General features: G+C 72.0%; 11 protein-coding genes. 6 read left to right on the top strand and 5 right to left on the bottom strand.

From position 1 onward, the window contains the following. Positions 1 to 74: 74 nt before the first annotated feature. A complete protein-coding gene (locus OG272_RS24280) occupies positions 75 to 332 on the top strand; it encodes a DUF72 domain-containing protein (RefSeq protein WP_327728873.1) in 258 nt (85 codons plus the stop codon). Between the two features lie 142 nt (positions 333 to 474). Here the strand turns inward: OG272_RS24280 and OG272_RS24285 are convergent, their stop codons facing one another. The 4 genes from OG272_RS24285 to OG272_RS24300 all read right to left on the bottom strand — a co-directional run bounded on the left by OG272_RS24285 (position 475) and on the right by OG272_RS24300 (position 6893). Next, positions 475 to 2568 (bottom strand): copper resistance protein CopC, encoded by a 2094-nt coding sequence (locus tag OG272_RS24285; RefSeq protein WP_328223576.1) that lies wholly within the window; start codon positions 2566 to 2568, stop codon positions 475 to 477. Positions 2569 to 2982: 414 nt separating this feature from the next. Next, on the bottom strand, positions 2983 to 3468 hold the full coding sequence (locus OG272_RS24290; RefSeq protein WP_326581095.1) for a cupin domain-containing protein: 486 nt from the start codon (positions 3466 to 3468) through the stop codon (positions 2983 to 2985). A 28-nt stretch (positions 3469 to 3496) separates the two neighbouring features. After that, positions 3497 to 4153: a GNAT family N-acetyltransferase gene (locus tag OG272_RS24295; protein ID WP_405894829.1), complete on the bottom strand. Its 657-nt coding sequence runs from the start codon at positions 4151 to 4153 to the stop codon at positions 3497 to 3499. Continuing rightward, positions 4143 to 6893: a penicillin acylase family protein gene (locus OG272_RS24300; protein WP_405894831.1), complete on the bottom strand. Its 2751-nt coding sequence runs from the start codon at positions 6891 to 6893 to the stop codon at positions 4143 to 4145. Before OG272_RS24300 ends, OG272_RS24295 begins: the two co-directional genes overlap by 11 nt. A 124-nt stretch (positions 6894 to 7017) precedes the next feature. Here OG272_RS24300 and OG272_RS24305 point away from each other — a divergent pair, with 124 nt between their 5' ends. From OG272_RS24305 to OG272_RS24320, 4 genes are all read left to right on the top strand, one after another. Then, positions 7018 to 7953, top strand: coding sequence for a siderophore-interacting protein (locus OG272_RS24305; RefSeq protein ID WP_405894832.1), 936 nt, complete (start codon positions 7018 to 7020; stop codon positions 7951 to 7953). A 174-nt stretch (positions 7954 to 8127) separates the two neighbouring features. Further along, positions 8128 to 8721 (top strand): HhH-GPD-type base excision DNA repair protein, encoded by a 594-nt coding sequence (locus tag OG272_RS24310; protein ID WP_327728867.1) that lies wholly within the window; start codon positions 8128 to 8130, stop codon positions 8719 to 8721. A gap of 519 nt (positions 8722 to 9240) precedes the next feature. Beyond that, positions 9241 to 9537, top strand: a complete 297-nt coding sequence (locus OG272_RS24315) for a type II toxin-antitoxin system VapB family antitoxin (protein WP_003955420.1) — start codon at positions 9241 to 9243, stop codon at positions 9535 to 9537. A gap of 201 nt (positions 9538 to 9738) precedes the next feature. Beyond that, entirely contained in the window at positions 9739 to 10392 is a 654-nt protein-coding gene (locus OG272_RS24320) for a LytR C-terminal domain-containing protein (protein WP_326585735.1), read from the top strand. 32 nt (positions 10393 to 10424) lie between these two features. On the opposite strand, the gene upp is transcribed toward OG272_RS24320, so the two are convergent. Then, on the bottom strand, positions 10425 to 11060 hold the full coding sequence (gene upp / locus OG272_RS24325; protein ID WP_326581066.1) for a uracil phosphoribosyltransferase: 636 nt from the start codon (positions 11058 to 11060) through the stop codon (positions 10425 to 10427). 1700 nt (positions 11061 to 12760) lie between these two features. Here upp and OG272_RS24330 point away from each other — a divergent pair. Next, the gene (locus tag OG272_RS24330; RefSeq protein ID WP_405896071.1) at positions 12761 to 13285 is read left to right on the top strand and encodes a hypothetical protein; all 525 of its coding nucleotides are present in this window, start codon (positions 12761 to 12763) and stop codon (positions 13283 to 13285) included. The last annotated feature ends 49 nt before the right edge of the window (positions 13286 to 13334 follow it).

The following is a 13334-nucleotide window of genomic DNA, read 5'->3' on the forward strand; positions in this document are numbered from 1 at the left end:
CGAGCCCGGGTAAGTGCCGAGCCCGGGTAAGTGCCGAGCCCGGGTAAGTGCCGAGCCCGGGTAACCGGCATCGCATGGGTGACGTACTCGCCGGAACCTGCTCCTGGACGGACCGCGCGCTGCTGGCCAGCGGCCGGTATACACGCGGCCACCGCGACCCCGGGCCCCGACTCCGTTACGCCTACTCCGAGTCCGAACTCACCGCGTGGGCGCCCCGGCTGCGGGCAGCTGCCAAACAGGTCGACGAGTTGCACGTCCTCTTCCACAACTGCTGCGCCGACGCCGCCGTACGCGCTGCGGAGACGATGCGGCGGATCCTGGCCGGGCGGTGAGCCCCGCCGGCCGAGCCGATCCGCCGCCCCGCTGCCCCGCTGCCCCGCTGCCCCAACGCTCCGGGCCCGGCCCGCCCCCGTCGGCGCCCGATGACCCGGCCCCCGGCCCGCTTCCCGCTTCCGCCTCCACTCGGCGGACCGGCTAGCTCACCCGTACCGACTTCTCCACCGTGACCTGGTCGATCTCCGTCGTACGGACCGTGAGTCTCATCGTCCACTTGCCCGGCAGAGGGAGTTGCAGGGTGTCGGTGGCCCAGTAGCCGCCGCGGTTGGTGAGCTTCGCGTCGATCGGGCCGATCTTCTGGGACTTGAGAGTGAAGGTGAGACGCAGTTCGGGAACGGTCGCGATGCCGTCGTCCGGGCCGAAGACCACGGCCTGCACGGAGTTCTTGCCCACGCGCCCCGGACCGAGGTCGATCTGGACCTTGCCGTGACCGTTCGGGGTGCCGACGTCGAACGGAACCGTCGACGAGGAGGCCGTGACCTCACCGGCCGCCCCGCCCGCCCCCTCCTTGGCGATCTCCGCCGCCGCCCGGCCCGGCAGGGTCCCCGTCAGCACGGTGGTGATCACCAGCACGACGACCGCGACGGTGAACTCCGCCAGCACGGAACGCCGAAGGCCCTGGCGCCGCAGATCTGCCGTATCCGCGGTATCCGCGGTATCCGCGATGTCTGCGGGCGAGCTCTCGGCCTGTGCGGCCGACGCGTCCTCGCCGCCACCCTGGTCGCCGTCCCGCGCACCTCGCGCGTCACCGGAGTGACGGTCGTCGGCGTCGGCCGCGTCCCGGGAGGGCCGGTCGGCGACATGGGTCGCAGCGTCGGTGTCGACACCCCCCACCCGCTCGGTCACCCGCGCCGCCACCGCCACGGCCGCGACGGCCGCGCGTTCGGTGCCCCCGGCCCGCTCGGCGGTCCTCACCGGCTCGACGACCGTCGTCGACGCGGCGGCCTCGGCCGAGCCGGTGCCCTCGGTCGCCCCAGTGGCTCCGGACACCTCACCGGCACCGGCACCGGCACCGGCCTCCCCCGGAACCGCCCCCAACCGCCCCGTCCAACGCCGTGAGAACGCCGCCGCCACCAGCAGGAGCAGCACCGCGACCAGCTTCGCGACGAGGACCTCTCCGTACGCCGTGGAGGTGAAGGCGGACCAGGAGCCGAGGCCGCGCCAGGACTGGTAGACGCCGGTGACGGCGAGGACGACCACCGAGACGAAGGCGAGCCGGGAGAAACGGTCGACCACGGCCGCCGACAAGGTCCGCGGCGCCCGGTACAACACGGTGAGCAGCGCGGTCAGCCCGCCCAGCCAGACGGCCATGGCCAGCAGATGCAGCACGGAGGAGGTCATCGCGACCGGCACCTGGATACCGGCGGAGGCGTGCTCGGCCACCGCCCAGGTCCCGGCAAGCCCGACGGAGACCAGCGCACCGCAGACAAGCGCGCTCTTCCCCCACTCCTGCCGCTCTCCCTGCGCTCCCTGCTCTCCGTGCTTGCCGTGGTTCCCCTGCCGCCGTACGCGTACGAGGAGGAAGGCGGCCACCGCGAGCAGCGCCAGCCGGGCCAGCAGGGCGAGTCCCGGCCGGCTCACCATCGTGTCGCGCAGGACGGAGAGGTCGAGTGCGGCCCCGACGCCACTGCCCCGCTCGTACGGTCCGCGGAGCAGCAGCAGTACCGCCGAGGCCAGCAGCAGGGCGAGCCAGCCCGCCAGCAGTAGCTTGCGCAGCACCTCGCTCGGGCCCCCGAGCACGACCGCCAGGAAGAAGGTCACACCGATGAGCAGGGCGAGGGCGCCGTAGGCGAAGTAGCGGGTGATGTCGTAGAGGGAGGACGTGAGCGGGTCCTCGGCGAGGTCGGCGGGGAGGACCGCGGAGGTCGCGGAGGGCTCGCCGATCGAGAAGAGCAGGGCACCCGAGATGGGGTGGCTGTCGGCCGAGACCACCCGCCAGGCGATCGTGTAGGTGCCGTCGTCGAGGCCGGTGGGGAGGGTGACGCGAGCCGTGTCGGCACGGCCGCCCGCGCGCCCCGGCCTGCCCGTGTCGACGGCCCGGTTCTCCGGGTCGACGACGCGGATGGAGTCCTCCAGGAGGCTTACCGACTCGGTGAAGCGGAGGGTGACCTCCCGGGGAGCGGCGTCGAGGACGCTGCCGTCGACGGGATCGCTTCCCTTGAGAGCGGCGTGCGCGGACGCGGTACCCGCCCCGCCGAGGAGGAACAGGACCAGCACGGCGCCCAGCAGCACCAGGCGCTGAACTCCTCGGCCCCGGCCACCGGCCCGGCCTCCGGTCCGGCCGACGGTCCGGCCGACGTGTCCACGCGTGGCCCCGCCGGATCCGCCGGGTCCGCCGGGTCCGCCGATCCCGCCATGTCGCCTCGCGCCTCTGTCTCCGCCACTGTTCCCGACCCGGCCCCGAGCCTCGTCCCGGTTCCGCTCCCGGACCCCGGCCCTGTCCCGGGCCTTGTTCCTGGCCCGGTCCTCGACTGGGTCGCTGTACCTGCCTCGGTCCACGTAGTGCTCCGGATCCACGGTCGCCGGCTCTCGAACTCCTCGAACAGGTACGCACGGCACGAACGTCGCGTTCAACACACGCCGCACGGGGCCACCCCGCACCGGGCCACCCGCCTCCGTGCAAGCACCCGCACCGCCTCCCCGGGCCTACGCCCGCCCCAGCTCCCCTATCGCGGCGGCCCGGTCCGGGTACAGCCGCGCCAGCTCCGCGGCGTCCCCGTGCTCGTACCCCTCGTAGGTGAACCCCGGTGCCATCGTGCACCCGAACAACGTCCAGCCCCCGCCACCACCGCCCAGGACCCGCGCCCCCATCCAGGTCCCCGCGGGCACGACGTACTGCACGTGCTGTCCGTCGAGCACGTCCGGCCCGAGGACGACGTCCCGCGAGGACCCGTCCGGGGCGAGGAGCAGCATCCCGAGCGGATCGCCGAGGTGGAAGTGCCAGATCTCGTCGCCGGGCAGCCGGTGCAGCGCGGAGTAGTCGCCCGGCTCGCTGGTGAGCAGGGCGACGATCGCGGTCCCCTCCGGGCGCCCGTCGCCCCGCTCGGGCCCCGCCCACGTCTGACGGAAACGGCCCCCTTCGCGCGGGATGGGCTCCAACTCGTAGTGCGCTATGAGGTCTTCGGGAGTCATCCGCCCGAGGCTACGCCCACCACCCGAACTACTGAGCGAGCATGGTCTCCCTCCGCAGGAACGCCAACCGGGCCCGCTTCTCGGGCAGATACACCTCCGGCAGGTCGATCTCCGGCAGTACGACGACCTGCCCGCACTCGAACCCCTGCCGCCTGAACCGCGCGATCGCCCGCTCGTTCCGCTCGTCCGGATCGACGACGACCCGCCGCCGGTCCAGCCCCACCAGCACGTACGACGTGAAGGCCGTCAGCACCGAGGACGACCACCCCGGCCGGCCTCCGGCGTCCCCGGCGGGCGCCAGCAGCACGTGGACGCCGATGTCGCCGGGCTCGACCTCGTAACACTCGCCGACCCGGTCGGCCTCCGGCTCGTACGTCTGCAACAGCCCGACGGGCTCGTCCTCGTGCACGGCGAGGTAGGCGTGGTGCGTGTCGAAGGCCTCCAGGCCCTCGTAGATCTCCCGCACCTGCTCCTGCGTGAGCCCGTTCATCCCCCAGAACTCGGCCCTCGGCTCACTCACCCAGCCATGGATCACCTCGGCGTCCGCCTTCGCGTCCAACGGCAGGATCCGCACGACCCCGAACCCATCGGCCACCTGCTCATGCACGGCCACCCGGCCGCTGTACGACCCATGCGGCTCATGCGGCTCATGCGGCTCATGCGGCTCATGCGGCTCAACGGTCATGGAGCTGCTCCTCGTTGCTGTTGTGGTTGTTGTTGTGGTCGCTGTTCTGGTCGCTGTTGCTGTTGCAGTTGCTCTCGTCGTCCTTGGTGAGGCGGTTCCAGTCGGTGACGACCGGGACGAGGTCTCCCCGCAGCCAGAGGGGGAGTTGATCGCGGTGGTGGGCAGATCCCTCTACGCCGGACGCTCCGAACGGCACCACCCAGAGGCTGTCCTCGCGTCGGGCCAGGTCCCAGACGTACCGGGCGGCGGGCCCGCGAGCGCTGAGGTCGGTGATGCCGGGGACAGCGGAGGTGCAGAGCACGCAGTCGTGGTCACCGGCCAGCCCCGGCTCGTCCCGGGACGCGTTCGGGTCGTCGTCCGGAAGCGCCCGCCACGGCACGAGCCGGTGGCTCTCGCCCCAGCGCCCGGTCCCGGAGTCGATGCCTGCGACCTCCTCCAGCGCCTCCCGCACGAGTGCGGCCCGGTCGATCCCGTACAACTCCTCGGCCCTGAGCAGATGTTCGAGCGCGAACCCGATCCGTACGGTGAGCGACAGCCACGGCCGGAACACCTCGGGGTACGTCGGCGGCACCGCCAGCGCCGCGAAGGCGGGCTCCGCCGCGAGCCGCCGCACGACCGCCCCACGCAACGCCGCGTACGCCGCCGCGTCGGCGCTGTCGGCCTCCATCCGCCGATCCCAGCGCAGGAGCCGGTCCCGGAGCTCGACCGCGGCCGGGCTGAGAGCCGCAGGTCCTTCCGGGGCGCGCGCCGGGACACCGACCGGGCGCGCCCCGGTGGAGCGATGCGCCGGGGCTTCGACCGGGTGATCCGTCGAATCATCGGCCGAACGGGCCACCGGGACTTCGACCGGACAATCCACCGGGTCATCGGCCGGGCGATCCGCCGGAGCTTCGGCCTGACGGCCCGCCGGGGCATCGGCCGAGAGGTCCACCGGACTCGCCGGGTCATCGGACGAGAGGTCCACCGGTTCCGCCAGGTCATCGGCCGGGACGTCCGCCGGTTCCGCCAGGTCATCGGCCGGGACGTCCGCCGGTTCCGCCAGGTCATCGGCCGGAAGGTCCGCCGGGTGATCCACCAGGGCGCCGAAGGAAGGTTCCGCAGGGCCCACCGGGTCAGCGGGCGGGGCTTCTGTGAGGGTGGCCAAGTGGTCCAACAAAGGTCCGGCGGAGGCCAGATGGGTGTCCATGTGGATCGCGGGCATGTCCTGCGCGGACCACACCCGCTTCTCGTTCAGCATCGCGCGGATGCGTTCGGCACGGTGCGGCGGGGCGAACTCCACGCCCAACGGGGTCGCCGGACCACGCTGGTTGGCCATCACCGCGACGCCGTCCTCGAACGCGCCGTACGGCGTCTCGTGCCACCCCTCCCACTCGTGTCCCGGCTCCCAGGCCGCCACGACCCGTGTCCGGTTGTCCCGGCTCCGTACCGGAACCCGCCCCGCCACCCGGTGCAGCACGCCACCCCGCGTGTCCGCCGCCTGCACGACGTTCACCGGCTCGGCCCACTGATCGAACGCCCGGTCCACATCGGCGACTTCCCGGGCCCGGAGGAGGGGAAGGAGCGCGCCGATCCCGAGGTCCTCGGTGACGCGGGGCGGATAGCGAAGGCTGAGGGGACCGACTGGGCCGGAATCGCCGCGGTCACGGTCATTGGCGTTGGCGTTGGCGTGGGAGCGGGAGTGGGAGTGGTCGTCGTCCCGGTCATCACCGTCGGAATCGGCATGCTCGCCGGTGTCCAGGCCGCCGATGACGACCGGCCCCCGCGCGGTCTCGATCACCTCCACCTCCACGGGCTCCCCACCCGCGACCTCGATGACCTCCACATGCCGATGCGCGACCCGCCACACCCCGTCCGGATCGAGCGCCTCGACGACGCCCTCGCCCCCGTACTTGTCCCCGTTCCCGTTCCCGTTCCCGTTCCCGTTCCCGTCCCCGTCGCCCTCTCCCTCGCCTGTCCGGCGGAGCCGCAGCCGCTCCCGGTACAGGTCCTGGTAGTCGGCCATGGCGTTGGTGATGGCCCAGGCCACGTCGCCGGTGTGACCGAAGTGGGCGATGCCGGGCAGGCCCGGGACGGCGAGGCCGACGACGTCGAACTCCGGGCAGGAGAGGCGGATCTGCTGGTAGACGCCGGGCTCCTCGATGAACCGGTGCGGATCACCGGCGATGACGGCCCGGCCGGTGGTCGTACGGGTCCCGTCGACCAGCCACCCGTTGCTGCCCGAGGTGGCGGGCCCGTCGGTGGCGAAGAGCCCGACCGCGTCGGCGCCGAGATGCCGTACGGCCTCCTCACGCCAGAGCTTGGCGGGGAACCCGGCGAACAGGATGTGCGTGGCGAGCCAGACGCCGAGCGGATGCCAGACCTCCCAACGCCCGGGCACGAGCCCGGCGCGCTCGAACTCGGGCGCGCGCCGGCCGCCCTCGGCCAGCCCGTCGTTCACACCCTCTACGTACGCCCCGACCCAGTCGGCGGTCTCCGGGTCCGTTCTCTCCAGCCGGGCGAAGCATCTTCGGGCCGTGTCCTCCAGGCGGGCCCGTCTCGCGAACCGGTCCCAGCCGAGGGAGCCGGCACCGAGGAACGCGGCCGAGGTGCCCTGCACGCGGTGGCGCTCGACCTCCAGCTGCCAGGCACGGTCGAGGGCGGTGACCCGGCCCTGGGCACGGGCGAGCGTGCGGACGTCGGCGGCGCGAAGGTGCGGAATACCCCAGGCGTCGCGATACGTCCCGTATGCCCCGTGGCTCAAACCGTTCCCCTGAGCATGCCCCTGAGCACCGCCGATTTCCCGCATCTCTCTATCCCACCTGTGATTTAGGTTAGCCTCACCTAAGCGGTCTGTGATCAAAGCGTACGCGAAGGGTGCAGAAGCCATGGGGCAGGGGCACGGTTGGGAGGGAGCGGTCCTCAAACTGCTCCGCGGGAAGGACTTCGTCTTCACGGTGACCGGTGCGGAACAAGTCACCGAGCACTACCGCCGGATCCACCTCACGGACGGCGGCATGCTCGCGGTGACCGGAGTCCACCCGACGATGTGGGTACGCCTCTGGTTCGAGGCGGCAGGCAAGCCGCACCAACGGGCGTACACCCTGGTCGACCCCGACCCGGCGGCCGGCACCTGCAGCCTGGAGTTCGCCCTCCACGACGGCCACGCCAGCGACTGGGCCCGCGCCGCACAGCCCGGCGACACCATCGAGGCCACGGTCCACGGCACCGCCTTCACCGACCCCGACCCGGCGCCTTCCCACATCCTCGCCATCGGCGACCCGGCCTCCCTCCCCGCCATCAACTCCCTCCTCAGAGCCCTCCCGTCGACCCCGGCGACGATCCGGTTCGAGACGTCGACGAAGACGAAGACGGAGACGGAGACGGAGACGGAGACGGACGCAGCCTCGGAGACAGATACGGAGGTAACGGCTGCGGCCGTGACGGGGGCGGCCGTGACGGGGGCGAGGACCAAGCCGCTCACGGAAGCCGAGCACACAACCGAAGCCGAAGCCGAAGCCGAAGCCGAAGCCGGAGCCGAAGCTCAAGTCCGAGCCTTGCTCCAAGCCCCGGTGGCAGAGGGTCTCCCCCTCCGTATCGACCCCGCCCGCCACGACTTCCGCCCGATCCCCCGACAGGACGCCGGCGCCCGCCTCCTCACCCAGGTGCAGACCGACGCCCCCGACCTCCTCGAAAACACCCCCGACCCCTACGTCTGGATCGCCTGCGACACGGCGACGACCCGATCCCTGACTGCGTACTTCCGCAAGGAACTGGGCCTCCCGAAGCAACGGATGCACGCCCTGGGGTACTGGCGGCCGTAACCACACCCCACAGCCCCCGGCACCGGCACCGGCCCCGGCCCGGCCCGGCCCCGCAGGACTACCGCCCGCAGGACTACGGCCCGCACCCCCGCCTCCAAGCACACGCCGGGGCCGAAGCCGGGCAAGAGCCGAGGCCGGGCTGCGGTGGGTCGCCCGGCAGGCGATCATCGGGGCATGGACGTCACCCTTCACCTCGCCCAGGACCCCGAGGCGGACGAGTTCCTCGGCCGCAGTCCGCTCGCCGCGCTGGTCGGCATGCTGCTGGACCAGCAAGTGCCGATGGAGTGGGCGTTCAAGGGCCCCTGGACCATCGCCCAACGGCTCGGCGCGGACGACCTGGACGCCCACGAGATCGCGGCGGCGGACCCGGAGTCCTTCGCCGCACTGCTGTCCACCAAACCGGCGGTACACCGCTACCCCGGCTCCATGGCGAAGCGGATCCAACAGCTGTGCCAGTACCTGGTCGACCACTACGACGGCGACGCGAGCACGGTCTGGCAGGACGCGACGACCGGCAAGGAACTCCTCTCCCGCCTTGAGTCCCTCCCCGGCTTCGGCCACCAGAAGGCCCAGATCTTCCTGGCCCTCCTCGGTAAACAACTCGGCGTCCACCCCACCGGCTGGCGCGAAGCCGCCGGCTCCTACGGCGACCCCGGCTCCTTCCGCTCCGTGGCCGACATCAAGGGCCCCGACTCCCTGGCCAAGGTCCGCTCCCACAAACAGGAAATGAAGGCAGCAGCCAAAGCGGCGAAGGCATCCGGCACCTGACCACCACCCGCCCTGCCCCGCACCCAGCACCCACCACCTCCCCCGGGCGGCAGCCCGCACAAGCCCCGGGGTCGAGGGGCAACGCCCCTGGTAAGGGGCGTCAACAGGGGCGCCGGGAACGAGAGTCGCCGCGGCCCCAGACCCACAGCCCCCGGCTGATCCACGGCCCAGTCAGGGGAGAACCACCGGTAGCTTCCGGGAGGCCTCCCGGCGACAGCGACTTCGCGGCGCCCCTCCGGAGAGGCCCGGGAAAAGCCCGGAAAAGTCCGGGAGAAGTCCCGAGGAAGCCCCAAGGAAGCCCCGAGAAAGCCCCGGCGAAGCCGGACCGAGATCCGGGAGAATCCCCGCCCACGCCGCGCGGTGAACTCTCCGCGCCCCCGAAAGAACCCCGCCGAGCGTTCACGACCACCACCGAACCCCCACAGAATCACCGTTTTGCCCCGCTTCGCGACGCCTTTCCGGGCTCGCACTCCGTCGCCATGGCTGCGCCCGGAACGTCTCGACCGGTAGGCTTTCCGTGTGATCTTCAAGCGCATCGGAAACGGCCGGCCGTACCCCGACCACGGCCGGGAAAGCACCCGGCAGTGGGCGGACGTCGCACCGCGCCCGGTCCGCCTCGATCAGCTCGTGACGACCAAGGGGCAGCTGGACCTGGAGACCCTCCTCGCCGAGGACTCCACCTTCTACGGCGACCTCTTCGCGCACGTGGTGAAGTGGCAGGGCGATCTGTACCTGGAGGACGGCCTCCACCGCGCGGTCCGCGCGGCCCTCCAGCAACGCCAGGTGCTCCACGCCCGCGTCCTCGAACTGGGCTAGCCCTTCACCGTCGGCGGCCTGACCGGCAGTCACCTGCCGACAGTCGCCCCGGCCACCGCCCCCAGGCGGTTCCGACCCGTGCCCTGACGGACGCCCGTTGGACCTTTCGGGTTGGACTGCAGCGCGGTGAATGATCATCTAGTAGGCATCACCGTCCAACGGCACTACGCTGCGCCCATGAGCATGCTGACTCCTCCTGGCATGGGCCGCCAGTACCGGATCACGGGGGACAAGTACCCGAGGCTGCGCCGGCCCAAGAGGCGTCGCAGGCTCGTCCTCACGGTCGTCGCGTCCGTGACCGCACTGGGCCTCGTCGGCTGGGGAACCCTGCAGCTCATCGACGTCTTCACCGGCGACGAGGACCAGGCCGCCGCGGCCGGCCCCAAGGCGGATTGCGCGAGCCGGGTGAGCCCGTCGCCGAAGGCGAGCGGGCCGGCCGGGAAGCCCGGCAGGGCCGGAGCGTCCGCGAAGGGCTTCCCCGCCCCCGGCAAGATCACCGTCAACGTCCTCAACGCCACGCCCCGCGCGGGTCTCGCCAAGGAGACCGCGGACGAGCTGAAGAAGCGCGGCTTCCGCATCGGGAACGTGGGGAACGCGACCGAGGAGTACGACAAGAAGGTCAAGGGCGTCGCCATACTGCTCGGCGCGAAGGCGGCCGAGGGCGCGGCGCTGCCCGTCCTCAACACCCAGCTCACCGGTGCGCGGCTGAAGACGGACGGCCGTGCGAAGGCCACCGAGGTGGACCTCGTCATCGGCACCGGCTTCAAGGCCCTCAGCAAGCAGAAGGACGCCGACAAGGCACTGGCCGACCTGACCAGTCCCGAGCCGACGCCCACCGCCACGAAGACCTGCTGACAAGACCCCGTAAGAGACCTTGCCCGTACGGGTTACTCGGCTGCGCCGTACAGCCGGTCGCCCGCGTCACCCAGGCCCGGCACGATGTAGCCGTGCTCGTTGAGACGCTCGTCGACGGCGGCGGTCACGACCGTCACCGGGGCGCCCGCCAGCTCGCGCTCCATGACCTCGACGCCCTCCGGGGCGGCCAGGAGCACCACGGCGGTCACGTCGTCGGCGCCGCGGGCGATCAGCTCACGGATCGCGGCGACGAGGGTGCCGCCGGTGGCGAGCATGGGGTCGAGGACATACACCTGGCGCCCGGAGAGGTCCTCGGGCATACGGGTGGCGTACGTGGAGGCCTCGAGCGTCTCCTCGTTGCGGATCATGCCGAGGAAGCCCACCTCGGCGGTCGGCAGCAGCCGGACCATGCCGTCGAGCATGCCGAGGCCGGCCCGGAGGATCGGCACGACGAGCGGGCGCGGGTGGGAGAGCTTGACGCCCGTGGTCGTGGCGACCGGCGTCGTGATGTCGACGAGCTCGGTGCGCACGTCCCGCGTGGCCTCGTAGGCGAGCAGGGTGACCAACTCGTCGGCGAGGCGACGGAAGGTCGGGGAGTCGGTGCGCCGGTCGCGCAGCGCGGTGAGCTTGTGAGCGACCAGGGGGTGGTCGACGACGTGGAGACGCATGTCCACAACAGTAACCGGGGCCACACCTTCGAGCGCCCCCGCCCGTCCGCCGCCCACCTCGTCTTCCGGATGGCATCAAACCCGCTATCGGAGGGAAAGTGGGATGAACAGAGCGGCGACTGAACGAGCCGACGCCTGACGGTGGTGACCCATGCCAGACAACCACGACGCCTCCCCCATCCCCGGGCCACCAACACGGCGCCCGCCCGAAAACCCGCCGCCGACCGACAGCAGACAGACGGCCAAGCGGGGGCACATGACCGACAAGACAGCCCGAACCACCGGCCGGACGGCCGACAGGACGACGCGGACGACGCGGACGACCAGCGGTTCGGCGCGAACGGCCAACAGGACGACACGAACCGCCGGCGGAACGCCACGGACGAGCGGCGGGACGGCACAGACCGCCGATGGAGCGACGCGAACAGCCGACGGGTCAGCACGGACAACCGGCAGGTCAGCACAGACGGCCGGTGGAGCCACGCGAACAGCCGGTGGAGCCACGCGAACAGCCGGTGGAGCCGCGCGAACAGCCGGTGGGACACCGCGAGGATCCGACGGAACAGCACGGACAGCCGACCGCGCAGCGCCCAAGGCCGACGAGGTGGCGCGCACGGCCGGGCGCTCGACCCGGATGCCTGGCGGGACGGCGCGAACGGCCGACGAAGCGGCGCGGACGAGTGGGAGGGCAGCGCAGGCAGGCAATGGGGCAGCGCCGAGGCCCGGACGGGCGGCGGAAAGGGCCGGTGGGACGGCGGAAGGGGCTGGCCGGACGACGAAAAGGGCCGGCGAGGCGACGGAAGGGACCGGCGAGGCGGCGCAGGGGGCCGGTGAGGGGGCGCGCCCGGTCGATGGGGCGCAGCGGGACGGGTGGGAGAGTGATGCCGCGCGTCGGCGGCGGCGCGCACAGTTCCTGCGGGAGCTGACGGAGGCGCGGGAGCTGCGCGACCGGGTCCAGCCGCGCCGCGCCAAGGCCGCCCGCCTCCGCCACGCCATGCGCATGCGTACCTTCCGCTGGTGACCTGGGCGGCCGAATCGAGCCCCGCCCCTCCTTGGCCCTCCCTACGTTCCCCCAGCCTCCCCAGCCCTCCCCAGCCTTCCGGTGCGCTTCCTCCATCCCTCCAACGGCTCCGCCCCAGCCGCTCCCTGACCGCCCCCCCACCACCACCACGCTCCGCTCTCTTCCGCTCCGTACCGCGCCCCGCCCCGCCCTGCGGCCTCCATCGCCCCTTTTCTCCCGGCCCCCTCCCTCGGCGCGCCCGGCCCCTCCACCGGCCGTCGCTGCCCGTCGCATGGTCCGCCCCGCCCATGCCCCTCTTCTCTTCCTCCACGCCCCACCCCGCCCCCCTCGTCAGACGCTCCCCACCCCCTCCCCGGTCGTCACCGGCTCTTCCCGGACCCTTACGTGGGGACCGGGTGGCGGGTTCGTGGGGTATGTGTGGGGCGTTCACGGGGTGGTCGTGCATATGCGGCCGGGAACTCCGCGTACGATCCGCTGGTGGCGGCAACAGGTGCGCAGGTGAACAGCGGACCCACCGGCGATCAAAAGAGCCGGACACAGGGAGCCGAAGACGTCCCCTGAGCGCTCTGTTTCTGCCACGATTCCGAGTGGGTGGGGCTCGGACCGCAAGCCTCCCCACCCACAACCTCCGCCGGGGGGACCCCCAACCGGCACACCTATGACCAGTGGGAGAGTCACGGTGTACTTCGCCGCACTGCTCGCGCGCACCGAAGACGGGTGGAAAGCGAGCGACACAGAGCTCGACGATGTGGAAACCCTGTCGGATCTGGCCGACCTCGCCCGTGAAGCCTCGCCCGGCGACGACACGGTGCTGGTGCTCATCGAGCAGGAGGACGCCTGGTTCGGCGTCGTCCGCATCGATGGCGAGGAAGACCCTCGTATCTATGTCTCGGACGCCGCCGCCGCTGCCCGCAGCAGCTACGGCGAGATCCTGCTCACCGACGAACTGCTCGGAAGGGAGCCCGGCGACGACGTCGCCGACCTGGACTCCCTCGACCTGGACGGCACGGAGGACGGTGAACCCGACGACGATGACGACGACACGGGCGCCGAGTCCGTGCCGCACAGCCCGGTCGGCGACACCGAGATCCTCGACGACCTGGGAGTGGGCGAGAAGGAGCTGCGCGCCCTCGACGCCGACGACGCCCTCGGCTCGATCGCCGACGCCCTCGGAGCGTCGGAGGTCCTGGAGACGGTCCGCTGAGTCCCGTGAGTCCCGTGTTTCCCCTGAGTCCGCTGAGTCCATCGGCTAC

Origin of the sequence: Streptomyces sp. NBC_00104 (assembly GCF_045160825.1) — a bacterium.
Classification (GTDB): Bacteria; Actinomycetota; Actinomycetes; order Streptomycetales; family Streptomycetaceae; genus Streptomyces.